Origin of the sequence: Shinella sp. AETb1-6, from assembly GCF_009826875.1 — a bacterium.
In the GTDB taxonomy this organism is placed as follows: Bacteria; Pseudomonadota; Alphaproteobacteria; order Rhizobiales; family Rhizobiaceae; genus Shinella; species Shinella sumterensis.
In genome coordinates this window covers 41,346-63,529 of sequence record NZ_WUMM01000003.1, presented here as the reverse complement: position 1 = coordinate 63,529, position 22,184 = coordinate 41,346, and the positions used below count along the sequence as shown (strand labels likewise).

24 protein-coding genes are annotated in these 22,184 nt (G+C 61.2%); 12 read left to right on the top strand and 12 right to left on the bottom strand.

Annotation, left to right across the window (positions count from 1 at the left end; translation table 11 throughout):
• The first annotated feature begins 116 nt into the window (after positions 1–116).
• Together GR158_RS05950 and GR158_RS05945 are read left to right on the top strand one after the other, a co-directional pair.
• A complete protein-coding gene (locus tag GR158_RS05950; protein ID WP_160870345.1) occupies positions 117–1,064 on the top strand; it encodes a Gfo/Idh/MocA family protein in 948 nt (315 codons plus the stop codon).
• Between the two features lie 21 nt (positions 1,065–1,085).
• Entirely contained in the window at positions 1,086–1,970 is an 885-nt protein-coding gene (locus tag GR158_RS05945) for a sugar phosphate isomerase/epimerase family protein (protein ID WP_371731621.1), read from the top strand.
• A gap of 185 nt (positions 1,971–2,155) precedes the next feature.
• On the opposite strand, the gene paoC is transcribed toward GR158_RS05945, so the two are convergent.
• From paoC to paoA, 3 genes are read right to left on the bottom strand one after another with little or no spacing between them, the layout of a single operon-like run.
• A complete protein-coding gene (gene paoC, locus GR158_RS05940; RefSeq protein ID WP_160870344.1) occupies positions 2,156–4,354 on the bottom strand; it encodes an aldehyde oxidoreductase molybdenum-binding subunit PaoC in 2,199 nt (732 codons plus the stop codon).
• A gap of 3 nt (positions 4,355–4,357) precedes the next feature.
• The gene (locus GR158_RS05935) at positions 4,358–5,308 is read right to left on the bottom strand and encodes a xanthine dehydrogenase family protein subunit M (RefSeq protein ID WP_160870343.1); all 951 of its coding nucleotides are present in this window, start codon (positions 5,306–5,308) and stop codon (positions 4,358–4,360) included.
• Entirely contained in the window at positions 5,305–5,874 is a 570-nt protein-coding gene (paoA, locus tag GR158_RS05930) for an aldehyde dehydrogenase iron-sulfur subunit PaoA (protein ID WP_305851968.1), read from the bottom strand. The genes GR158_RS05935 and paoA overlap by 4 nt, the downstream gene beginning before the upstream one ends.
• A 202-nt stretch (positions 5,875–6,076) precedes the next feature.
• On the opposite strand from paoA, the gene GR158_RS05925 reads away from it, so the two are divergent.
• Positions 6,077–6,265 (top strand): KGG domain-containing protein, encoded by a 189-nt coding sequence (locus GR158_RS05925; protein WP_160870342.1) that lies wholly within the window; start codon positions 6,077–6,079, stop codon positions 6,263–6,265.
• A 119-nt stretch (positions 6,266–6,384) separates the two neighbouring features.
• A complete protein-coding gene (locus GR158_RS05920) occupies positions 6,385–6,648 on the top strand; it encodes a hypothetical protein (protein WP_134646447.1) in 264 nt (87 codons plus the stop codon).
• A gap of 67 nt (positions 6,649–6,715) precedes the next feature.
• Here GR158_RS05920 and GR158_RS05915 read toward each other — a convergent pair whose 3' ends face one another.
• Positions 6,716–7,975, bottom strand: a complete 1,260-nt coding sequence (locus GR158_RS05915; protein WP_160870341.1) for a diguanylate cyclase domain-containing protein — start codon at positions 7,973–7,975, stop codon at positions 6,716–6,718.
• Positions 7,976–8,295: 320 nt separating this feature from the next.
• On the opposite strand from GR158_RS05915, the gene GR158_RS05910 reads away from it, so the two are divergent.
• Positions 8,296–8,535 (top strand): DUF982 domain-containing protein, encoded by a 240-nt coding sequence (locus GR158_RS05910; protein WP_160870340.1) that lies wholly within the window; start codon positions 8,296–8,298, stop codon positions 8,533–8,535.
• Positions 8,536–9,044: 509 nt separating this feature from the next.
• Here the strand turns inward: GR158_RS05910 and GR158_RS05905 are convergent.
• Both GR158_RS05905 and GR158_RS05900 read right to left on the bottom strand, forming a co-directional pair.
• A complete protein-coding gene (locus GR158_RS05905; RefSeq protein WP_134646443.1) occupies positions 9,045–9,296 on the bottom strand; it encodes a glycine zipper domain-containing protein in 252 nt (83 codons plus the stop codon).
• 180 nt (positions 9,297–9,476) lie between these two features.
• Entirely contained in the window at positions 9,477–10,421 is a 945-nt protein-coding gene (locus tag GR158_RS05900; RefSeq protein ID WP_202402181.1) for an AraC family transcriptional regulator, read from the bottom strand.
• Between the two features lie 141 nt (positions 10,422–10,562).
• Here GR158_RS05900 and GR158_RS05895 point away from each other — a divergent pair, with 141 nt between their 5' ends.
• The 5 genes from GR158_RS05895 (at position 10,563) to GR158_RS05875 (ending at position 15,340) form a co-directional block, all read left to right on the top strand.
• Positions 10,563–11,888: an MFS transporter gene (locus GR158_RS05895; protein WP_160870339.1), complete on the top strand. Its 1,326-nt coding sequence runs from the start codon at positions 10,563–10,565 to the stop codon at positions 11,886–11,888.
• Between the two features lie 21 nt (positions 11,889–11,909).
• The gene (locus GR158_RS05890; RefSeq protein ID WP_160870338.1) at positions 11,910–12,959 is read left to right on the top strand and encodes an aldo/keto reductase; all 1,050 of its coding nucleotides are present in this window, start codon (positions 11,910–11,912) and stop codon (positions 12,957–12,959) included.
• Positions 12,960–13,085: 126 nt separating this feature from the next.
• Positions 13,086–14,069 carry an oxidoreductase gene (locus GR158_RS05885; RefSeq protein ID WP_160870337.1) on the top strand — a complete coding sequence of 328 codons (984 nt, stop codon included), beginning with the start codon at positions 13,086–13,088 and terminating at the stop codon, positions 14,067–14,069.
• A 3-nt stretch (positions 14,070–14,072) separates the two neighbouring features.
• The gene (locus tag GR158_RS05880) at positions 14,073–14,711 is read left to right on the top strand and encodes a DedA family protein (RefSeq protein ID WP_160870336.1); all 639 of its coding nucleotides are present in this window, start codon (positions 14,073–14,075) and stop codon (positions 14,709–14,711) included.
• Positions 14,708–15,340, top strand: coding sequence for a class I SAM-dependent methyltransferase (locus GR158_RS05875; protein WP_160870335.1), 633 nt, complete (start codon positions 14,708–14,710; stop codon positions 15,338–15,340). The genes GR158_RS05880 and GR158_RS05875 overlap by 4 nt, the downstream gene beginning before the upstream one ends.
• Positions 15,341–15,359: 19 nt before the next feature.
• On the opposite strand, the gene GR158_RS05870 is transcribed toward GR158_RS05875, so the two are convergent.
• The gene (locus GR158_RS05870; protein WP_160870630.1) at positions 15,360–16,037 is read right to left on the bottom strand and encodes a TetR/AcrR family transcriptional regulator; all 678 of its coding nucleotides are present in this window, start codon (positions 16,035–16,037) and stop codon (positions 15,360–15,362) included.
• Between the two features lie 79 nt (positions 16,038–16,116).
• On the opposite strand from GR158_RS05870, the gene GR158_RS05865 reads away from it, so the two are divergent.
• Positions 16,117–16,857, top strand: coding sequence for an SDR family oxidoreductase (locus tag GR158_RS05865; RefSeq protein ID WP_160870629.1), 741 nt, complete (start codon positions 16,117–16,119; stop codon positions 16,855–16,857).
• A gap of 73 nt (positions 16,858–16,930) precedes the next feature.
• On the opposite strand, the gene GR158_RS05860 is transcribed toward GR158_RS05865, so the two are convergent.
• Genes GR158_RS05860 through GR158_RS05850 form a run of 3 tightly spaced genes read right to left on the bottom strand, consistent with a single transcriptional unit; the run spans position 16,931 to position 19,660 of the window.
• Positions 16,931–17,515, bottom strand: coding sequence for an intradiol ring-cleavage dioxygenase (locus GR158_RS05860; protein ID WP_160870334.1), 585 nt, complete (start codon positions 17,513–17,515; stop codon positions 16,931–16,933).
• A 41-nt stretch (positions 17,516–17,556) separates the two neighbouring features.
• On the bottom strand, positions 17,557–18,642 hold the full coding sequence (locus GR158_RS05855) for an aldo/keto reductase (RefSeq protein ID WP_160870333.1): 1,086 nt from the start codon (positions 18,640–18,642) through the stop codon (positions 17,557–17,559).
• Positions 18,643–18,667: 25 nt separating this feature from the next.
• Positions 18,668–19,660, bottom strand: coding sequence for an MBL fold metallo-hydrolase (locus GR158_RS05850; RefSeq protein ID WP_160870332.1), 993 nt, complete (start codon positions 19,658–19,660; stop codon positions 18,668–18,670).
• Positions 19,661–19,829: 169 nt separating this feature from the next.
• On the opposite strand from GR158_RS05850, the gene GR158_RS05845 reads away from it, so the two are divergent.
• Positions 19,830–20,735, top strand: a complete 906-nt coding sequence (locus tag GR158_RS05845; RefSeq protein ID WP_102761912.1) for a LysR family transcriptional regulator — start codon at positions 19,830–19,832, stop codon at positions 20,733–20,735.
• Between the two features lie 47 nt (positions 20,736–20,782).
• Here GR158_RS05845 and GR158_RS05840 read toward each other — a convergent pair whose 3' ends face one another.
• Both GR158_RS05840 and GR158_RS05835 read right to left on the bottom strand, forming a co-directional pair.
• Entirely contained in the window at positions 20,783–21,277 is a 495-nt protein-coding gene (locus tag GR158_RS05840; protein WP_160870331.1) for a lipocalin-like domain-containing protein, read from the bottom strand.
• Between the two features lie 47 nt (positions 21,278–21,324).
• A complete protein-coding gene (locus GR158_RS05835; RefSeq protein ID WP_160870330.1) occupies positions 21,325–22,158 on the bottom strand; it encodes an SDR family oxidoreductase in 834 nt (277 codons plus the stop codon).
• Between the last annotated feature and the right edge of the window lie 26 nt (positions 22,159–22,184).

The following is a 22,184-nucleotide window of genomic DNA, read 5'->3' as shown; positions in this document are numbered from 1 at the left end:
TATCGCTAAAGGTATCAATCATCTGCGAAGTTGTGCCGCAAGGCGCCCCGGATCAATCTCAAGGCGATAAGAGGAGGATTTTAGTGCACCCTACGCAAGCCACCGGCTGGTCCGTCATGGGCACAGGCACGATTGCAACGGAGCACATGGTTGCGGCGATCCGCGCGGCAGGCCACCAGCCGCTTTGGGTCGTCAGCCGTAACGAAAGATACGCCGCGCATTTTTCGCAGGACATGGAAATACCCGGCATCACCATCGACGCACGCGAAGCCCTGCGCGATAAACGTGTCGGCTTCGCCTATGTCAGCGCGGCGAGGAGCCGACGGAAACATTACATCCTGGCTGCCGCCGCGGAGGGCAAGCATCTCTTGTGCGACGGCCCGATCGCAGGCGGCAGCCGCGTCGCCGCAGAGCTGACCGATGCCTGCGCGAAGGCCGGCGTGATCCTCGCGATCAACCAGCCACTTCGTGCCTTGTCACCGCACCAGACGATGCGCCGCCTGCTGCAAGAGGGCGAAATAGGCACCCTGCAATCCCTGCTGATCGCGCGTGGCGCGCCTTTTCACCCTCCACCGAACCGACATATCGACGACGTCGTTGATCACGAGCAAGCCCTGCTCGACATCACTTTGGAGGACATCGATCTCGCCCGGTTTCTGACCGGGCAGGAAGCGGTTGCCGCATCTGCGCTCATCGCCGCGGATCAACGCGCCTATGCAATCGAGATGTCCGGTGGCGCGATCCTGCAGGCGTATGAGAGTTTCACGGCAGCGGAATTCGAAAGCGTCGTGATGCTCGCAGGCGATCGTGGAACGCTCGTTGCCCATGGGACGCTCAGCGGAAAGGGGTCAGGAACCCTCGTGCGGCGCCTGAACGGCCGAAATGAACTCATTCCTGTGCGGGACAGAGACCAGCACATGTCGACACTGGAGGCTTTCCTGGCGCTTCCGCAAAAAAATGGCGGGATCTGGCTTTCGCTCGGCGAAGACAATGTCATCGCGCTTCAGGTCGCAGAAGCCATTCAGGCCGCGCAGAAGCGTCGGCCGGTTGTCGTCAGCCAGTAAACGGACCATCGGAGCCCGACCGTGATCAAATCCCACAACCAACTCGTTTTTCATTCCATGGCGTCGAAACCGAATTCGCTGGCGATCGACATCGAGATCGCCAAAAGCGTTGGCTTCGACGGACTGGAGACGTCCGGCGCCAAGATCTCCGCCTATTTCGACGCCGGTCACGACGAACAGGCGCTCAAAGCCCGGCTTGACGGTCTCTTCCTTCCCGGTATCGGCTTCCTGATCGATCTCGAACGGCAGGGAGAGGCTCGAAAGCAAATGCTGCAGGAGGCGGAAGCCTTGTGTGTGCTCGCCAGCGCCGCCGGCGCCAGGGGGATTGAAGCGATCACCGGGCCGCTGGATATCAGGGTTTTTGAAGCCGATGCCAAAAAACATCACCCCGATCTGTACCGAGGCCTGATCGACCTGCCGCAAACGGAGCAACTTGAACGCACGGCGTCAAATCTCCGGGCGGTCGCCGATATAGCGGCGACCTACGGGCTTATAGTCTATCTCGAATCTCTTTCCTGGACCCCTCTGAATAGCCTGGATGCGCAAATGCGGATTCTCGATCTGTGCAAACGGGACAACGTGCGCTTCGTGATCGACTTCTGGCACGCCTATACGTCGGGCGACAGTCCGGAGCGTGTCGCTCGCCTCGACAAGGACCTGATCTACGGCGTGCATCTTTGCGATTCCCTTGCCTATAGCGGGGGCGTACCCAACGAGGCAGCGCTGCGGGATGTGCCCACCGGCGCAGGCGTTCTCGACCTGCAAAGCTGGGTCGATGCGGTAAAATCGACGGGGTACAAAGGCTGGTGGAGCTGCGAACTGTTCTGCCGGCGTCAACACCAGGAGAACAGCTTCGATGTCGCCAGGGAGCTCAAGGCGTTGATGGAGAAACTGATATTCGAGTGATAAGGCAATCGCTCCTGCGGTCCCAGCGTGGCGTGCTTGATGCGCCCAAAACAAACGACCGGAGTGATTTGCTTCATCCGAGTTTTCCGTCAGCGGCGATGACGTCGTCCCGCGTATCGACATCGGTGCGGGCCGCCGCAAGGCAGGACGATATCAAACCCGGACAGTCGTTCATCATGCTCGCCCTACGCGACCTCGGGCAACCCGCCGATCAGCTTGTCGAGTGTTATCGGATAGTCCCTCACCCGGACACCGGTGGCGTTGTAGATCGCATTGGCGATGGCCGCTGCGACACCGCAAAGGCCCAGTTCTCCTACGCCCTTCGCTTTCATCGGGGATGAGAACGGATCGGTTTCATCCATGAAGATCACGTCCTGATGGGGGATGTCCGCATGAACAGGCACCTCGTAACCGGCGAGATCGTGATTGACGAAGAAGCCGCGGCGCGTATCGACCACCAGTTCTTCGGACAGGGCCGCCCCCGCGCCCATCGTCATGGCACCGATGACCTGGCTTCGTGCGGTGAGTGGGTTGAGGATGCGGCCCGCCGCACAGACGGCCAGCATTCGGCGGATGCGCGTCTCGCCGGTAACGATATCGACCCCGACTTCCACAAAATGCGCGCCGAAGGTGGATTGCTGGTGGGTTTTGTCGAGATCCCCCCATGTCATCGTGTCTTCGCCGATGAGCCCGTCCGCACCGGCTGCCTGGGAGAGCGGCACCGCCCGGTCGCCGGAGCGGACCCGGCCACCGTCGAAAACAACATCCTGCGTGTTGAAGCCGAGCCTGGCGGCGACCGCCGCGCGCAACTTCACACAGGCCGCGTAGACGCCCGATGTCGACGAGTTTCCGCCGAACTGGCCGCCGGAACCGGACGAAACGGGATACAGGGAATCACCCAGACGCACCGTCACCCGGTCGATATCGACCCCCATCATTTCCGCCGCCGTCTGGGCGATGATCGTGTAGCTGCCCGTGCCGATATCGGTCATGTCGGTTTCAACCGTGATCATGCCGTCGCCATCGAGGCGAACGCGCGCACCAGAAGGCATCAGAAGATTGTTGCGGAAAGCGGCGGCGACACCGACGCCGATCAGGACGCCGTTCTCCCGCCGCGTTGCGGGCGCGCCGCGCTTCTGCCAACCAAAACGCTCCGCACCCAACCTGAGACAACCGATAAGATTGCGATGAGAAAAGGGGCGCTCCGGCTTTTCGGGATCGACCTGCGTATCGTTGAGAATACGGAATTCGACCGGATCCATTTGCAGCTTTTCCGCCATTTCGTCGATGGCGATTTCAAGCGCCATCATGCCCGGCGCCTCACCGGGCGCGCGCATGGAATTGCCTTCCGGCAGGTCGAGTGTGGCAAGCCGCATTGCCGTCTTGCGGTTTGCCCCGGCATAAAGGAGACGCGTCTGGTTGACAGCGAGCTCCGGCTGGCCGCCGGGAAGGTCGCCGGACCAGCTTTGATGGCCGATCGCCGTAATCCGGCCATCACGTTCCGCGCCGATGCGTATGCGCTGGACAGTTGCCGGACGGTGGGTGGTGTTGTTGGCCACCAGCGGCCTCGGCAACGCCACCTTGACGGGTCGTCCGGCCGCCTTTGCGGCGAAGGCCGCCAGAACGGCATCCGCACGCAGGAAAAGCTTGCCCCCAAAGCCGCCGCCAATGAAGGGCGACATCAGATGAACCCGTTCCTTGTCGATGCCCAACGTGGTCGCGAGATCGCTGCGCCACCAATCGATCATCTGGCTGGATGTCCAGATCGTGAGATCGTCGTCTTTCCAGGCGGCGACGGAGGCGTGCGGTTCCATCATCGCATGCGACTGGTCGGGCGTCCTGTAGAAGGCGTCGAGCGTCACCGGCGCATCGGCGAAGGCCCGCTCGAAATCACCGACGGCGGTATCGGGCTTGTCCGAATCGTCGGGTTTCACCGCACCATCCATCGCCTCTTCGAGATCGTAGGCGCCGTCCTCAGGCGCGTACTCGACCTTGACGAGAGCGCCTGCGGCGCGGGCCTCCTCGAAAGAGCGCGCCACGACGACGGCCACGGCCTGATGGTAATGCTGGATCTTGTCGCCGCCGAACACCGTCGCGGTGTTGTACTTGCCCTTCTCGCGCTCGCCGACATCGAGTGTCGTCACCACAGCCAGCACACCCGGCGCCTTTTTTGCGGCCTCCGTATCGATCGACCGTATACGGCCCTTCGCGATGGCGGCGCCGACAGGGTGGCCGTAGGCATAATCCATCTGCGGATCATGCCATTCGTAGGCATAGCGGGCGTTGCCGGTCGTCTTCAGCTCACCGTCGACGCGCGGAACAGGTCGCCCAACAACGTTGAGCCGATCAATGGGATTTGTGGTTGCTGGCTTGTCGAACTGCATGTCTTACCCCCTCGCTTCCGTGAAGATCGCAGCGACCATGCGCTCGACCAGATCGACCTTGAAACGGTTCTGTTCTGTCGGACGGGCATCGGCCATCAGGACCGCAGCGGCCCGGCCCGGTCCGTTCGCAAGCTCCGCCTCGGCTTCTTCCGAACGCCATGGCTTATGCGCCACGCCGCCGACAGCGATGCGGCCCGTGCCGTCGGACTGGACCACCGCGCCGATTGAAACGAGCGCGAAGGCATAGGAGGCGCGGTCACGCACCTTCCGGTAGACCTGCCTTCCGCCGACCGGCGGCGGCAGAACCACCGCCGTGATGATCTCGCCGTGCTCGAGGTCGGTTTCGATATGTGGCGTCTCGCCGGGCAGGCGGTAAAAATCGGCGATGGGTATCGTGCGCCCGGTGCCATCGCCCTTCACAGTTTCGATGGTCGCGTCGAGCGCGCGCATGGCGATTGCCATGTCGCTCGGATGGGTGGCGATACAGGCGTCGCTCACGCCCACTACGGCGTGCTGGCGGCTAAAACCATCGATCGCGGCACAGCCGCTGCCGGGGTTGCGCTTGTTACAGGGCTGGTTGGTGTCGTAAAAATATGGGCAACGCGTGCGCTGCAGCAGGTTTCCCGCCGTGGTGGCTCGGTTGCGCAATTGTCCGGATGCCCCCGCCAGCAGCGCACGGGACAGCAATCCGTAATCGCGCCGAACCGTGTCATGCGCCGCAAGGTCCGTGTTGCGGACCAGCGCGCCGATGCGCAAACCGCCTTCAGGTGTGGCTTCGATCCGGTCAAGCCCCAAACCGTTGACATCGATCAATCGCGCCGGCCTTTCAATTTCCAGCTTCATCAGGTCCAGGAGATTGGTGCCTCCGGCAATGAACTTCGCATTGGGATAAGCGGCCACCAGGTTGGCCGCTTCCTGGACGGACGTGGCCCGCTCATAGGTAAAGGCTCTCATGGCGTGCCCTCCGCAACCTCGAATATGGCGTCGAGAATGTTGGAATAGGCACCGCACCGACAGATATTGCCGCTCATCCGCTCGCGAACTTCCTCCGGCGTAAGCGCGATCGTGCCCGTCAGATCCTCGGTGACGTGGCTGGGTATCCCCGTGGCGATTTCCTGAAGAACCGCCACGGAGGAACAGATCTGCCCCGGCGTACAGTAGCCGCACTGAAAGCCATCATGTCGAACGAAGGCAGACTGCATTGCATGCATGTTTTCCGGCTGACCCAGCCCCTCGATGGTGGTGATCTCGTCGCCCTCGTGCATCAGCGCCAGCGACAGGCAAGAATTGATGCGGCGACCATCGGCGATAACCGTGCAGGCGCCGCATTGGCCATGATCGCAACCCTTCTTCGTTCCGGTGAGGTGCAGATGCTCGCGCAAGGCATCGAGCAGCGTGGTGCGATTGTCCAGCGTGAGCTGGTAAGGCTGGCCGTTGACCTTAAGGGAAACCGTCGAGGTGAAATCCATCTTCTCTTCCAGAGCTTGCGCTTTGATGTGACCGACTGCTGTCCTTGTCAGTCGTGGGCGGGTTTAAGAGAAACGGATTCCGCTGAAAAAGTTCCATCGCCGCGATATGCAACTGCGTCGCTGCCCCTAGACCCGTGGCCCGATCGCCGGCGCCAATCACGAAATATTTCATCAGGGAACGACGGACGCAGATCGTGGTTGACTCGGCGCAGGCGAATGAACGCCTGCCTTTCTAAACCCAAGGAGAAGCATAATGCCGAACCAAGGCGGAACTCATGAACAGCACGTAAAGGCTGGTCAGCAGAGCCAGAAGAACGACGATCAAAAACGTCAGGCTGCCGGCAGTCGCGACCAGAGCGGCGGTGAACGCGGCGGCAAGGGCAATTTCGCGAACGATCGCGAAAAAGCCTCCGAAGCCGGACGCAAGGGCGGAAAACACTAAACAGCCCAAAGATGGGACGGAGCCTGCCACGGATGTGGCAGGCGAAAGCCCATGACTTTCGCTTGGGAACGTTGCCTCCTTTTAATCGTTGAGGGCCGAACCGCATAACGGAGGATTAGGTGGCTAGGTTCTATTTCAAGATTCAAGACCAGGAAGGCGTACTCCTCCCGGACAGGGCCTTCGAATTTGAATCCGTCGCGGACGCGACGGAGCAAGCGAAAACCCTCTTGGCGGAAATGGCCCTCGACGGACTGCCCAAAGAACCGGTCGACAGCATTTCGGTCGAGTTGCAGGATGAGGACTTCAGGCCCTTGCTCACATTGCGTCTCCTGATGGAGACCCTCCCGCACGGCCAGTCGACTTTGCCATCGCATTCGCCGTAGTCGATTTCAGCCGGAGAATCATGTTTGTCCGACAGCCAGACGACTCCCGCACGGCTGTCGACGCGGACTAGAACCGCATGGCGTCTTTACCGGCCGCCTTCGCATCATAGAGTAATGCGTCCGCCTCGTTGATCAGCTCGCTTATATCGCGCTTGGAAGAGCTCCACGTGCCGCCAATGCTCGTGCGAACCTCGGCGATGTTACCGCCGATAGGGATAGGCTCCCTCATACGCTCCATGATGCGTTTGGCCGCGGCCTCCCCTGTAACGCGGCTCCCGGCGATAACCACAACGAACTCATCCCCGCCGATCCGCGCGACGAGATCGTTTTCTCTGACAGCGGATGTGAGGCGGGTTGCGGCGGTTTGCAGGACGATATCTCCCATGGCATGGCCATGAACGTCATTCACCTTCTTGAAGCCATCCAGGTCGAGCGCAAGAACGACGAAGCCGTCAGCCGACTGTAGAGTAGCGAATGCGATCGAAAGGCCACGGCGATTCAAGAGCCCGGTCAGCGCGTCCGTGCGCGCCGTCTCCTCCAGCATCTCGATCCTTCGCCGCTCTTCCGTGAAATCGATCGCCATTCCAACGATTTTGACCGGCCTGCCTTCGCTGTCACGTAGCAGCCTCCTGTCGCAGCGCATCCAGCGTTCGCCATGGATGGTATCGAGACGATATTCAGCGACATTCTGATCGAGTTCTCCCGCGATCAGGGGCGTGAGGTCCGCCTGAGCGCCATCGTTCACATTGACCCTGTTGACGTAGCACTCAAGATCAAGCCGTGCAGCGGTTGGACCGCCGATAAACTGAGCCAGCCGGTCCGATGTCTCGAATTTTCCGGTCAGAATGTCCATTTGCCAGAAGCCGCCGCGGATGGCTTCGAGCGCCAGTTCAAGTTGCGCCGCACGCTCGGCAAGCTGTCGCTCATGCTCCTTATGGCGGGTGATGTCTTCGATTTGCGATATGAAGCGCACGACCTTGCCGTGGGCGTCGCGCATGGCGGCGATATGAATGAGGACGTGAACAATGTCGCCGAACGGCCGAACATACCGCTTCTCGATCGTATAGCCGTCCCGCCTTCCCTGCAGCACCTGTTTGAACAGAATGAGATCCGCCTCGATGTCATCAGGATGGGTGAACTCCTTAAAGTGCATCCCAAGTATTTCTGCGACAGGAAGACCCAGCAGCTTGGCGAATGCAGCATTGCCGCGGACAATCCGACCCTCAAGATCCACCAGGGCGATCCCGATCGGAGCGTTTTCGAACGCAAAGTCGAAAAGCGCCAGACGGGTCCGGGGATCATCCGCGATATGGGGTTCCGCTGCCATCTTTCCTCCGAAGAACGAACATCACCAGAATAGATGTATCGCGCCCGGAGAAGGACAAGCGCGAAATCCTGTAACGCATGCACCTGCTGCGATGTTCGTTAACGCGCAGCTACCGCGTCCCGGTTCCAGTTCACCAACCGCGAGCTTGATTGCTGGCGGTGCCAGTGGATTTCCGATGTGGAGTGCCTACGAGGCCATATCGGTCCAATATCGCACAATTCCCCTCGCGCGGACGCGAAATTTGCTCGGACTTGCCGTTTCTGTCGAGGAACATTCCTGATTTTTATTGGTTTGCGCACGAAAACCGAGGAGGTCGTGAAATGCCAACCAAAGCGTGGAGTCAGCCTATCAAGATTCAAATCGGCTTCGGAAGCCGTCGTGTCGAAGGACCTTTCCAGGCCTTGATCCACCTTGCAGAACACTGGCCACGACGTACCGGACCCCGATTTGTGCGCGCCGGAATCGCCTGTAAGGCCGCAGTAGAGGGTCGGATAGACGCGGAAGATGCGCGACATGAGTTCCTCGAGGCAGCGAAAGAGGTGGGGCTTTATCTTCACTGACTGCGCAAGGGATTGACTACAGACGTGCGCTAAAAAAACGCAGCCCGACAGCGATGGCGGCAATGAAAATTGCCGTCCCGCACAGTCCCAGAGTGATCGCCACGACAGGAAACCGAGAACGAGGCGGATGGTTGGCCGGGAAGATCGGTCGCATTGCAGAGCCTTCATCACCCGAGACATCAGGGCGCTTTCCATCTCGCTGTGTACTGCGAGCGGTCTCGGTCTGCGCCGAATGTGGTCACGGACGGTGAAGATTGATGCTGCAATGATCTAGAAGGAATGTACGCATGGCGGCCCTCCTTTCGGGCACCCAACCAGCATGAGGGCGGAACGTTCCCTGCTGCACCGACGTGATAGCGAAAAAACGGCGTGCTGCCGGGCTGACAGCCCCGCGCTGAAAAGACGCAAATCCTCCGATTTCCATCGCTGACGATCAAGTCACGACACCAGCCAGCCCGGCCGAAGAATATGCCTCGCCGGGCCGGCAGTCGTTGGATCTGGCTTGCGCCTCAGCAACGATCGATATAGCGGCGGCCGTAGCGGTCGCGGTAGTAGCACTGGCCGGGCTGATCCTGGACGTTGCCGATCAGCGCGCCTGCGACACCGCCGACGGCAGCACCCACAGCCGCACCACGGACGTTACCGGTTGCGACCCCGCCCACGACGGCTCCAGTTGCAGCACCCACACCGGCACCGCGTTCGGTGGCGGTGCAGGCACCGAGCGACAGGCCGATGCAGGCGATAAGGATCATCTTCTTCATTGTTACCTCCATGTTTAGACATCAGCCTAACCCCCGCAAGGCGCTCAGGTTCCAACAACGGCGTGGGCCGCGTCACAATTTTTAGATCGTCATCGCAAGCCTCCGCCCCTCTTCCGCCGGGCGGAAGCGCTGGCGGAGTCCGGACCTTAGGAGCTCTGTTAAAGTCCGATCGCCACAGGATTACGCTGAGCGGACGGTTCGGCTTGCATAGGCGGTGCGCAGGCGCTGCTGGTTCAACGCATCCTGCTTGGGCGCAATGCCGAAGGTCCTCGAATATTCCCGACTGAACTGCGACGCGCTTTCGTAGCCGACCTTGTAGGCGGCCTCGGCAACATTGACCGCCTGCGTGACCATGAGCCGGCGCGCCTCCAACAGACGCAGCTGCTTTTGAAACTGAAGTGGCGTCATCGAGGTCAGTGCCTTGAAGTGCTGGTGGAAGGACGATGGGCTCATCCGCGCAATTTCCGCCAGATGCTCGACGCGAAGCGTGTCTGCAAAGTTCGTGTGCAACGTCGATACGGCCCTGACGACGCGCTCGATATTTGATTCCGGCAAGGCCAGTTTGCAGAGCTCGCCGCCATGGGGGCCGCTCAACAGCCAAAAGCAGATTTCGCGCACGATCGAAGGCGCCAGGACAGGGATTGCTTTCGGTGTCGCCAGCATTCGGACCAGACGAAGAATGCAGTCTGCCAACGGTTCATCCACTTTGGCAACAAAGGCACAGGGGCCCGACTCTTCCACCTCCGCCGGCGGCGTGTCCAGTTGCTCGAGAACCTCCCGCAACGTGGCGACGTCGAAATCGATCATGACGCCAACATATGGAGCCTCTTCGCTTGCCTCTACGATCTGGCCTGTCGCGGGGACCCCGACGCTGACGACGAGGCACTCCATCGTTCCATAGCTGAGGCGCTGATCTCCGAGATGCAGCTCCTTTCCGCCTTCCAGTACCACGCAAAGCGACGGCCGATAAATGTTGCGCATCGGCATCATCGACTGAAAGGACCGTACGATATTGAAGCCTTCGATCGCGGTCGGAAACAGCCCCTGGCCACCTCCCTGCTCGTCGATATACGCCGTTACGGCATCCAGCAATGGCCTGTTCACGTTTGGCTCTCGACCCTTCATGGGCCAGGGAAACACCTGACCCCGCGCCGGCATTGTCACGCCTTTTGCAGGAATAGGCAAGTTTCTTGAGGGTTCAGGCATTCTGGTCATGGGACACTCCATCCAGCTTATGGGTGCAACCAAGCGAGGAGTAGTCTCAAGATGGCAGAAATCGCCGCAGGGTCAAGAGATCCTTCCACGAAAAGGGTGTTCTCTGAAGCATCAAGCCGTGAATACGTAGGCAGATGGCGTATCGTCGCCATCTGCGCCGTGCTCCTCCTGATCAATGCATTGTCGCAGATCGATCGAATACTTCCCTTCATTCTCTCGGAAAAGATCAAGGCCGACTTATCTCTCACGGATACCCAGATGGGACTTCTGACCGGTCTCGCCTTTGCAGTCTGTTATGCCCTTCTCTCATTACCGCTTGCGCGCGCTGCGGATAGAGGGTCACCGCGACTTGTGCTGGTGTCCTGCATCCTGCTCTGGAGCGTGATGACCACACTCGGCGGCTTCGCCGCAAGTTTCGCTTTTCTCGCGCTGACCCGCTTCGGTGTCGCGTTCGGAGAGGCGGGAGCGGTTCCGGCAGGCCACGCATTGATCGCGCGCAAGATCGGACCGGAACGACGCGGCCTTGCGATCGGCCTTTTCGCAATGGGAATCCCGCTCGGAACGATGGTGGGTTTTGCAGCAGGCGGCGCCATTGCGGACATCTTCGGCTGGCGCGTCGTGTTGATGGGCGCCGGCGTCATCGGCATCCTGGTCGGCCTGTTGACGGCGCTTGTCGCAGGCCCGACGCCACGCTTGCCGCTTACGACCACCCGCAGCGAACCCTTCCTGCGGACAAGCCTCGATCTTTTGTCGTCTCCGGCTTTCCGCTGGCTGTTCCTGGGCACGGTTTTCCTCGGCTTTGCCGGCGCGCCCTTCTACGCCTTTTCCATACCCTTTCTGATACGGACCTATGGCTTTACCGCAACCGAGGTCGGCGTTTCCTTTGGCATGCTGCAGGGGCTGATGGGCATCATCGGCACGCTGGGCGGCGGGCGCTGGTTCGATCACGCGGTCCGCTCGGGCTCCGGCAGGGTGCTGGGCCCTCCGGCGGTTCTCTTCCTGCTCGCCAGCCTGACAACGACGGCAGCGCTGTTTGCTCCGGCCGGCTGGATGTCCATCGCATTGTTCGTCCCTGGAATGCTGTCGTTCTCCTTCATGCTGCCCTGGGGATTTGGCGCCGCGCACCTCGTTGCCGGGCCGGGCCGGCAGGCCCAGGCGTCCAGCCTCGTGATGATCGGGAGCGGCCTTGCCGGTCCGGCACTTGGACCGCTCTTCGTCGGCGTTATCAGCGATGCCGCAAGTGCAGCCGGCATTTCCAATGGTCTGGGACTGGGCCTCTTGATCGTGCCCCTCGCCAGTGTCCTGTCGGGCATCACCCTGCTCATCGCAAGTCGCCGCATCGGCATCTTCCTTCGCCAGCACCCAACTGAAACTTAAAACAGCTTTCGGGAGCCTCCCATGAAATACAAAACCCTGGGCAATACAGGTCTATTCGTCTCGGAGCTTTGCCTCGGCACGATGACGTTTGGAGGCAAAGGCCTCTGGTCCAACATGGGCAACGTCCAGCAGGGCGACGCCCAGGCTTTGATCGCGCGTGCTCTCGAGCACGGCATCAATTTCATCGATACTGCGGATATATATTCGAATGGCGTCTCCGAGGAGATGATAGGCCGGTCGCTCAAGAACCTTGGCGTCAGGCGGGAAGACGTGGTCATCGCCACCAAGGTCTGCGGTCCGATGGGCCCCGGACCCAACGAAGCGGGCAATTCACGGGCTCATATCTTCGACAGTATCAAAGCCAGCCTGAAGAGGCTCCAGCTCGACTACATCGATCTATACCAGCTTCACAATTTTGACGACGTGACGCCAATCGAAGAGAGCCTGGAGGCGCTCGACGGTCTCGTCAGGCAGGGCCTGGTTCGCTACGTCGGCGTTTCGAACTGGTCGGCGTGGCAGATGGCCAGGGCGATAGGCCACAGCGAACGCCTCAATGTCGTGAAGATCGCAACGTCGCAGAATTACTACACGCTTGCCGGCCGCGATATCGAACGCGAGATCGTACCGTTCCTCGATGCCGAGAAGCTTGGGCTTCTGGTGTGGAGCCCGCTGGCCGGCGGTCTGCTCAGCGGCAAGTTCGGCCGTGGCCGGCAAGTCGAAGAAGGCAGCCGCCGCAGCACCTTCGATTTCCCGCCGGTCGCCATGGATCGGGCATATGACATAATCGAGACCATGGAGCGTATCGGCACGAAGAAGGGCGTGAGCGCCGCGCGGATTGCGCTCGCCTGGCTCTTGCATCAGTCCCGTGTCACGAGCGTGATCATCGGCGCGAAAACCGTCAACCAGCTCGACGACAGCATCGGATCCACGGAGGTCGCGTTGAACTCCGACGAAATGGCCGAACTCGACAAGGTCAGCAGGCTCCCACCCGAATATCCAGCCTGGATGCAGCGAAGCCGTCAGGTGCCGGCAAGACCACCGCTCGGCAAGATCGTCGACGCGGCTCAGTAAGCCCCGCTTTTCGCTCCGCAATTCAGGATTCATGAGGTCGCGCCCCCACAGCGACCTTTGTCCGCCGCAGGGCCCCTCCCCGCCGGCTCTGCGGCGGACACCCCCGCCCAAGAGAAGGAACTGACAATGTCGAAATACTGGACGCTTGATGACATGCCATCACAGACAGGCCGCACGATCCTCGTCACTGGAACGGGTGGCCTGGCTTTCGAGGACGCCATCGCATTGGCCGGCGCCGGTGGTAACGTGATCCTCGCAGGCCGCAATCCGACGAAAGGCGCCAGCGCCATCCGGCGTATCAAGGAAAACGCGCCTGGTGCTGCGGTAACGTTCGAGCAGGTCGATCTCGGCAACCTCGCGTCCATCGAGGCACTTGCCACAAGACTGAGAGGCAGTCGCGCTCATCTGGATGTGCTCATCAACAATGCGGGCGTCATGACGCCCCCCATCCGCAAGACGACGGACGACGGCTTCGAATTGCAGTTCGGCACCAACTATCTCGGCCACTTCGCCCTGACGGCCCGATTGCTGCCGCTTCTGATCAACGGCCGGGAGCCGCGGGTCGTGACATTGTCCAGCATTGCGGCGCGCACGGCCAACGCCGCAATCAACTTCGACGACCTGCAGGCAGAGCACGATTACAAACCGATGCCGGTCTACAGCCAGTCGAAGCTGGCGTGCCTGATGTTCGCTCTGGAACTCCAGCGGCGCAGCGAGAAGGCCGGCTGGGGCCTCTCGTCCATTGCGGCCCATCCCGGGATATCCCGCACCGACCTTCTGCACAACGCACCGGGCCGGCGCAGCGCTCAAGGCCTCCTGCGGTCGCTGTTGTGGTTTTTGTTCCAGCCGGCGTCCCAGGGAGCACTGCCGACCCTGTTTGCAGCGACATCGCCGGATGCACGTGGTGGCGGCTACTACGGTCCCGACACGCTTCAGGAGACACGCGGCCACCCAACGGAAGCTCGGATACCAAGGCAGGCAATGGAAAACCATGTCGCGCAAAGGCTCTGGGAAATCTCGGAGAGGCTGACCGGCGTTTCATTCGAACAGCCGCGGCTGTCGTCGGCAACCGTCGAACCGGTTACGCAATCCCTCGCTCGGGAAGGCTAAAGGATGGACCCGCTCGCAGATCTCGTCGATTGGATAGCGCTGTATGGGATCATTGGCCTTGTTACGGTCGGCCTTGCGGAGCGCTTCGTTCCTGCACTTCCGTCCCACGGTATCCTTGTTGCCATCGGCATCGCATCCCATGACGATGCATGGTCCATCCACACCGCTGTAGCCGGCACGACCGTCGGCAGCTTCCTGGGCGCCTTCGCACTCTATTTCCTTGTCCGCGCGCTTGGCAAATCGAAGTCCGCCGCGATTCTGTACACAGTCGGCAAATGGGTCGGCCTTCCACGAGAACGCATCGACCGAACAGTGTCGTCCCTGCGCGGCCGGGAACGGTTGATCATCATAACGTCACAACTCATCCCGACCATACGTCTGATCTCGCCTTTGGCCGCGGGGCTCTTGGGAGCGAGTGCCATGAGGCTCGCCTCCGGCCTGGCGGCCGGCATCGTGTTGTGGAACGGGCTGTTCATCGCCGCTGGCTATCTGGCCGGACTCGTACTGCCCAGCATCAACTCATCAGCATTCGCACTCAAGACCATGGTGCTTCTCGTTGCCGTGGAGGTGATCGTCGCCCTGATATTCCGTCTGCAGTTTCGGCCCACGAAGCAGCTTCGTCGGGAGGGAAATGCGCGATGACCGGCAAAGCGGCAGACGCAGTCCTCTTCTTTCGCGCCTGGCTCTCCGCGCCGCTGCAGGTCGCCTCGGTGACACCCTCCGGGCGGGCACTCTCATCGCTGATGACCTCAGAGATCTCGGCCGATACAGGAACCGTCATTGAACTCGGGCCGGGGACAGGCGTATTCACAGAGGCGCTGCTCGATCGCGGTGTTGCGGAATCCGATCTTGTTCTCGTCGAATACGGCCTGGAATTCGCCGCCAAGCTCAGTCTGCGCTTTCCCGCAGCCAGAACCATCCAGATGGACGCTGCGCAGCTGCGCAAGGTGACGGTGCTGCCCTCGGCATCGGTCGGCGCTGTCCTGAGCGGTCTGCCTCTTCTATCAATGCCCATGCGGAAAGTGATCGCGATTCTCGAAGGTGCTTTCTCGCATCTTCGCCAGGAGGGCGCGCTTTATCAGTTCACGTATGGCCCGCGATGCCCGATACCGAGACCGGTCCTCGACCGGCTCGGCTTGAAGGCGACGTTTGTTGGCCGGACGTTCGCGAACATCCCGCCCGCGGCCGTCTATCGTATAAGCAGGCGAAAACCGCGCCCCCAACACGTTTGGACAAGCGTACCGCAAATGCCGGATAAAGGGGCAACCTAGAATCCAGCTGTCGTCATGATCAGCCGTCACCGTAACGGGGATCAATGCCGCCGGTGACGTTGTCCCAGCCGGAAAGCGCAATTTCCGCCACGGCTTGCAGCTCGGCGCGATCCGCGCCATCGCGGGCGCGGATCGCCATGCCGCTTTGGACTGTCTGCACAAATCTCGCCAGCCTGGTCGTATCTGCCGTGACCGTGAGGTCACCGTCGCTTTTCGCTCTGTCGAAGCGCGCCTTGAGGAGATCGAAACCGCCCGCGCGCGTCGCTCGCATGAGTTCGGCCAGTTCGGAGTGTCCTTCGCTGCCCACGGCTGCGAGCGTCGCCATGCAGCCGTGCGGCAGATCGCGGTCTCCACCGGTCATGGCGACAGCGGAATCCTGGAGAAACGCCAGCGCCGCCTCTCTTGCGGTCGACGCAGCCCTGAAGCGGGTCCAGACCAGCCCTTCATACGTCGTGTAGTAATATTTGAGCGCCTCGGCATAGAGCGCATCCTTCGAACCGAAAGCCGCATAAAGGCTCTTGGTCCCTATCCCCATCGCTTCCGTCAGATCAACGATCGACGTCGCCTCGTAACCCTTGACCCAGAACAGTCTGGTTGCGGCGGCGAGTGCGGCAACGCGATCGAATTCGCGCGGCCGACCGCGCGAGCGCGGGGTCGGTTCTGAATGGTCGGTACAGGGTGAAACATTATTCTGCATCGACCACTGTATAAATTGATTGACGGCCATTTGCAATGTCGCTAACGATTTATGCATCGATCACTGCATAAAGGAAACGATCATGGAATTGCTTGGAAAGCGCGCGCTGGTAAACGGTGGATCCCGGGGCATAGGGGCCGCGATCGCAATTGCGCTCGCCGAGAAGGGCGCGGATGTCGCGTTCACCTATCAGCGCTCGGCCGACAGAGCTGCATCGGTGGTTCAGGCGATCGAGGAAACGGGCCGGCGCGGGCTTGCCATCCAGGCCGACAGCGCCGACCCGGACGCTATCCGTCGCGCCGTCGGCCAGACGGTCGACACGCTTGGAGGGCTTGATATCCTCGTCAACAGCGCGGGCGTCGGGACCGCCGGCATGACTGCGGATCTGGCACTCGCCGACCTGCAGGCCATGCTTGACGTCAACGTTCGCGCGCCGTTCCTGTTCGCACAGGCGGCGATCCCGCATCTGTCCTCCGGCGGCCGGATCATCTCGATCGGCTCGTCTCTGGCGGAGCGTGTGCCCTTCCCGGGTGTGACGGCTTACGCGATGTCGAAGTCCGCACTCTTGTCGTTTACGCGAGGCCTTTCGCGCGAACTTGGGCCTCAGGGCATCACCGTCAATCTCGTCCTCCCCGGTTCAACGGATACGGACATGAACCCTGCTAATGGGGAGAACGCGGATTATCAACGGAGCCTCACATCGCTCGGCCGCTTTGGCGAGCCCCGCGAAGTTGCCAGCGTCGTCGCATTCCTGGCCGGTCCAGGGGCAGATCTCATCACGGGGGCGGTTCTCAGTGTGGATGCAGGCTTCAACGCGTGATTTTGGCCTCGCATTATCCGGCTTCCAACGCGTAGCGCGACTGAACCCTGCCCTTTCCGGCAGCTTTCCTTCGTCATGTCACGAAATCAAACCGCCCGAACCTTCCGTCACCGGTCTGCCTGATGTCGAGGAGCAGCGCCTCGTCAAACAACCAGTCCCCGGCATTTCCGGGCTCTCCGGGGAAATAGAGCTGGGTGGTGAGAACGCGCCCACCCGGACGCTGGACCTTGAAATGGAAATGGCGCGTTCGGCCGGGATAAAGCGCGGGTATGATGGTGTTGAACCACCACCGCCCCTGCGTGTCGGTGAACTGGTGTCCGCGCAAGCGGAATCCCACGCTGTCATAGTCGCCTTTCTCATCGGCTTGCCATATCTCGACGAGGCTGCCGGCTAAAGGCCGGCAGCGATTGTCGAAGACGAAGCCGGCGACGGTTATTCGCTCGCCTCCGGGCGCATCCGGATAGAGATCCCGATTGAGCGGCGAGTTCGGCCTGAAGAAGGGACCGGCTTCCCGTTCCAGGGTCGGTTCGTCTCCATCGTCACATACGGGGGTAAGCGGCAGCTCAGGAGCGGCCTGCGCAAACGCCCTCGTTCTCGCCGCCTCGATGAAAGGCAGCGTCAGAAAGGCAGTCAGAAGCGAGCGTCTGGTGGAGGACAAGACCGGTCTCCCAGTGTGATGGTCGGTTAATCGGCGCGCCGTCAAGGCTGCAGGCGTTGCGCGGCATTCGCCTGCGCCTCCCGGATAAGGCCTTCATACATATTCTCCTTGCCGGGATACCACGGCATCGTGCCGATGGACCCAAAGCCGGGAATCGTTTCCATATGCGCGACCATGCGCGCACGCATCCGCTCGTCGGGAAGCGGGCCCTTCAGCGCCTGGACATTGTCGCTCATGTGGTCGGGGTTGGACGTGCCGCAGAGGACGCTCGTGACGGCAGGATGCGCCATGACCCATTTCAGGAAGAACTGCGCCCAACTCGTCGCTCCGAACTCGGCTGCAAAACCGGGAAGCTCATGGCCCTCGACCACCTTCATCAGGCGGGCCTTTTCAAGCGGCAGATTGATCAGAACGCCGACGCCCTTGTCGGCCGCAGCGGGAAGAAGACGACGTTCGGCGTCGCGGTTGAAGATCGAGTAGTTCGTCTGGATGAAGTCGACATCATCACGCTGGATGATCGCCAGGAGCTGGTCCTGCGCCGCCGACTCGTGGTGGGTCACGCCGACATGGCGTATGAGGCCTTCCTTCTTCCAGGCCTTCATAAGCGGGACGACGACCGGCGCATTGGTAATGCTGTGGCATTGCATGAGATTGATCGTGTCGCGCCATGTGCGCATGCGCGATTGCCGGAAGCTTTCCATCGCGTGGCTTTCGTCGCCGAGATATTCTCCCGTCGACCAGACCTTGTTGGCGAGGAAGATCTCGTCCGAACCGTCGAGCTCTCCCATGAACTGGCCGACGCTGACCTCGGCCGAGCCGTAAAGCGGTGATGTGTCGACCACACGGCCGCCCGCGGCGACATACCGCTCGAAGACCTGACGCAAAGCGTCGCGCCGGTCACCGGGCTTCAGGTCGAAGGTGAGGAAAGTGCCGAGACCCAGCGCCGTGACCCTTTCGCCGGTCCGCGGCAAGGTGCGGGTAAGGACGTCCGGGTTTGATCCAGTGGTTGGCGACGCCGCATTCGTTTCCTGGGTTTGCGCCGCAGCGTGGCTGGCAAATGCCAGCCCTGTCGCCGCCGCGCCCATCGTGCCGAGGAAACCGCGCCTGTTGATCTTTGACTGGTCCATGAGAGTTCTCCTGTTTCCTTAATCGTCAAAACTGCCAGTTGGCGGGGACCCAGGCGTAACCGCCGTCGGTTTTCAGCATCCGGCCGAGGCCGGGGAAGGGAAAATGGAAGCCGAGCACCGGGAGACGATCGGCGGCCGCCCTGTCAAAGATGCGCCGACGGGAGGCAAGAGCGGTTTCCTTGTCGCGATCCGGGCCTGGAAGCCACGGCCTGTCGACGTTGACGACGGGGTGATAGGCCAGGTCCGCCGTCAGCAGCAACTGGTCGTTTCCGGAATGGACGAGGAAGGTGGCCATGCCCGGCGTGTGGCCGGATGCGACGATCGTCGTCAGGCCCGGCACGATCTCGGCGCCGGCTTCGTAAAGCTCCACATCGTTCATGAACGGCGCGAGGCTGTTCTTGATGTTTGCGGCGAAGCGCAGGCGGAACTCCTCCGGCACCGGCATGTAGGAGAGATCCGGATCGGTCCGGACGAAGAAGTCCCAGTCCGCCTTCGGGACAAAAACCGTGGCGCGCGGAAAGGCCTTGCCGCCATCCGCGGTTCTCAAGTTACCGACGTGATCAGGGTGCGTATGGGAGATAACGATCGCATCGATGTCCGCTGGCGCGAGGCCGACAGCCGCGAGGTTATCAAAGATCTGGCCACCGTTCGGGCCCATGGTCTTGCCGGCTCCGGCTTCGATCAGAATGCGCCGGCCGCCGGTTTCGATCAGCAGCGTGTTAAGGTTGAGTGTCATGTGATCGGCCGGAAGAAAGGCCTGACGCAGGACCTCCTGAAGCTCGGCTTCCGGCGCATCGCTCGCATAGACGCGCGGCGGGCCACCGATAACGCCGTCGCTCAACACTGTTGCGCTGATGTCCCCGACGCGGAAGCGGTAATGCCCGGCATTGCCGGCGAATGCGGGCTTGGCCTGTGCGTTGGCGGTGCCGGAACCGGCCAGGCCGGGTATGAGCATGCTTGATGCGCCTGCGACGGCGGACAGCATCACAGCGCGTCTGTTGAGGGTGAAGGCATTCATCGGTCTTCCCTTTCGCATTGGCCACGCCCGGCTTCGCTACGCAGGGGCCTAAATGACCGGCAAAGGAACCGGATGGAGCGCGGCGTTCAACTCTACGCCAACCATGACACCGGACAATTGATCTGATAAGCTGCATTAAGTTTATCAGCTTGATTAGAAATGCTTCTCAATGAACCCTCTTCGTCTGGACAGCTTCGACGTTTTCGTGGCCATCGTGCGTTGCGGCGGTTTCCGCGCGGCAGCGCTTGAGCGAGGGGTCTCTTCATCGGCCTTGAGCCAAACGATGAACGCCCTGGAAGAGGCTCTGGGTATCCGGCTCCTCAATCGAACGACGAGGAGTGTGTTCCCCACGGAGGCAGGCCAGCGCCTTCTTGAACGCCTGGCACCTGCATTGGGCGACATCAGGCTCGCCATCGCAGAGGTCGACGAACTGCGGGACAGCCCATCCGGTACGCTCAGGATCAACGCGCCCGCGCCGGCCGTCGATCATTTTCTCTGCCCGCTGGTGTTCGATTTCATGGACGCCTATCAAGAGGTGAAGATCGAGATCATCAGCGATGCGGCCGTCATCGATATCGTGGAGCAGGGTTTCGATGCCGGCGTCAGGTTCGGCAAGCAGCTGGCGCAGGACATGATCGCGCTGCCGCTTGGCCCTGCACTTCGCTACGCCATCGTCGCTTCACCGGATTATATTGGAAGGTGGGGACAGCCGCAGACACCGCACGAACTTGTGGATCACGACTGTATAAGACGCCGGTTCCCGGGGGGCACGCTCGTCACCTGGCAGTTCGACGAGGCGGGCGAAGAGATCGAAGTCACGCCAACGGGCCGATTGACGGTCAGCTCCGCGCATAACGAACTGCAAGCTGCGTTGGCAGGCAGAGGGATTGCCCATGTCTTGGATGACTACGCCAAGCCGCATATCCAAACCGGCCGGCTGGTGGAACTTCTCTTAGACTGGAGTCCCACCCTGCCACACTGGTTTTTATACTATCCCAGCCGACGCCTTCCAAGCGCCGCCATGCGCGCCTTTCTCGACTACATGAGGAACTATGACTGGCAGGCCAGGACCTGATGCCGTTCCAGCCGGCATTGCGGCAGGAACGGCTTGTCGGCGATGCCTTATTTGACCCGCTGCCATTCGATCCTGATTTCGGTGCCTTCCGGCCGGCGGAATTGCTCGGACATACGATCGCCATCAACGATGAGCGTGAGATCAGCACGCGTTCGCACGCTGCCGACCCAGTTCGGGAATGTCGCCCCTTCGACACGGTTTCCGCTGAACTCTCCGTTCTCATCGACGGTGTAGGTTCCGAAAAACCCGATGCTGCGTGACATGGCCGTGCGATTTTCATCATCCGTTCCCTCGCCGCGCGTGTTGGAAGCAAACGGCGGGATTCCGGCGTCGGTCAAGACCTCCACGAAATGCATGTCAGGCGTGAAGACCAGAAGCCCATTGGGCTTCTCTCCATAGGCGGCGATATTTTCCCCGCCGGGGTCGATCGTCGCGGATATCATGCGCCAGGTGCCTACGACCTGATTTTCGGTGGCAGTCTGCGCGAAGGCAGCCGACGAAATGCTGACGGCGACAGCCAATGTGATCGGTCGAATGAACATGTCGTTTCCTCTGCTGTTAGGAATGATTGGGCCCGCCGCTGCGGGGTTCACGGATCCTGCCGGTCGGCGGAATTCGCGACATCCCGCTGCGCCTCAAGTGCCGACAGGCGTATGGAAAGCGCCTGCGAGATGGAGGAGTAGGCCGTGCTGCCCAGCGCCAATCGCAATGGTGGTGCCTCGCTTGCGGCAGCCGACAGGATTGCGGCCACGGTGCGCGCCGCATCCCCCCTGATCTCGAAACTGCCATCGGTGATTGCACGGCGAACGGCGCCCGCAGGCGTTTCATCGTAAGCAGTCATGGGATCCGCACAGACCAGATTGGCTCCGAAGTTCGTGCCGGTCGGCCCCGGCTCGGCGATGATGAAGTCGATGCCGAAAGGCGCCACCTCCTGTGCCACGGCTTCGATGAAGCCCTCGATGCCCCATTTGGTCGCGTGATAGAGGCTGAAGCCCGGATAGGCGATCTGCCCGCCTTCGGACGACACCTGGACGATGCGTCCGCCGCCTTGCTTGCGAAGAAACGGCAATGCTGCGCGGATCAAGTGAATGGACCCCGTGAGATTTGTGGCGATCTGTCGATCGATCTCGTCGTTCGTCAGCTCTTCCGCAGCACCGAACAGTCCGTAGCCGGCATTGCTGACAATGACGTCTATCCGGCCGTGCCTTCGGAAGGCATCTCCGATTGCGAGGCTTATGCTTTCCGGCTCGACCAGATCGAGCTGAACCACGTCCAGGCGTTCGCGGTACGTCTGTTCGAGTTGCGTCAGCGCCCCGCGACGGCGGACAGTTGCAACGACCGTGTGACCCTGCGAAAGCAGTCGCTGCGTCATTTCGAAACCGAGCCCCGAAGAAGCGCCGGTTATGAACCATGTCTTTGGCATGTGATCTCCTTATCTTCCATTCGCGA

Coding starts and splice junctions, on each gene's coding strand:
- GR158_RS05950 (WP_160870345.1), top strand. CDS start 117: ATGGGCACAGGCACGATTGCAACGGAGCACATGGTTGCGGCGATCCGC.
- paoC (WP_160870344.1), bottom strand. CDS start 4,354: ATGCAGTTCGACAAGCCAGCAACCACAAATCCCATTGATCGGCTCAAC.
- GR158_RS05935 (WP_160870343.1), bottom strand. CDS start 5,308: ATGAGAGCCTTTACCTATGAGCGGGCCACGTCCGTCCAGGAAGCGGCC.
- GR158_RS05925 (WP_160870342.1), top strand. CDS start 6,077: ATGCCGAACCAAGGCGGAACTCATGAACAGCACGTAAAGGCTGGTCAG.
- GR158_RS05915 (WP_160870341.1), bottom strand. CDS start 7,975: ATGGCAGCGGAACCCCATATCGCGGATGATCCCCGGACCCGTCTGGCG.
- GR158_RS05910 (WP_160870340.1), top strand. CDS start 8,296: ATGCCAACCAAAGCGTGGAGTCAGCCTATCAAGATTCAAATCGGCTTC.
- GR158_RS05905 (WP_134646443.1), bottom strand. CDS start 9,296: ATGAAGAAGATGATCCTTATCGCCTGCATCGGCCTGTCGCTCGGTGCC.
- GR158_RS05900 (WP_202402181.1), bottom strand. CDS start 10,421: ATGAAGGGTCGAGAGCCAAACGTGAACAGGCCATTGCTGGATGCCGTA.
- GR158_RS05895 (WP_160870339.1), top strand. CDS start 10,563: ATGGCAGAAATCGCCGCAGGGTCAAGAGATCCTTCCACGAAAAGGGTG.
- GR158_RS05890 (WP_160870338.1), top strand. CDS start 11,910: ATGAAATACAAAACCCTGGGCAATACAGGTCTATTCGTCTCGGAGCTT.
- GR158_RS05885 (WP_160870337.1), top strand. CDS start 13,086: ATGTCGAAATACTGGACGCTTGATGACATGCCATCACAGACAGGCCGC.
- GR158_RS05880 (WP_160870336.1), top strand. CDS start 14,073: ATGGACCCGCTCGCAGATCTCGTCGATTGGATAGCGCTGTATGGGATC.
- GR158_RS05875 (WP_160870335.1), top strand. CDS start 14,708: ATGACCGGCAAAGCGGCAGACGCAGTCCTCTTCTTTCGCGCCTGGCTC.
- GR158_RS05870 (WP_160870630.1), bottom strand. CDS start 16,037: ATGCAGAATAATGTTTCACCCTGTACCGACCATTCAGAACCGACCCCG.
- GR158_RS05855 (WP_160870333.1), bottom strand. CDS start 18,642: ATGGACCAGTCAAAGATCAACAGGCGCGGTTTCCTCGGCACGATGGGC.
- GR158_RS05850 (WP_160870332.1), bottom strand. CDS start 19,660: ATGAATGCCTTCACCCTCAACAGACGCGCTGTGATGCTGTCCGCCGTC.
- GR158_RS05845 (WP_102761912.1), top strand. CDS start 19,830: ATGAACCCTCTTCGTCTGGACAGCTTCGACGTTTTCGTGGCCATCGTG.
- GR158_RS05840 (WP_160870331.1), bottom strand. CDS start 21,277: ATGTTCATTCGACCGATCACATTGGCTGTCGCCGTCAGCATTTCGTCG.
- GR158_RS05835 (WP_160870330.1), bottom strand. CDS start 22,158: ATGCCAAAGACATGGTTCATAACCGGCGCTTCTTCGGGGCTCGGTTTC.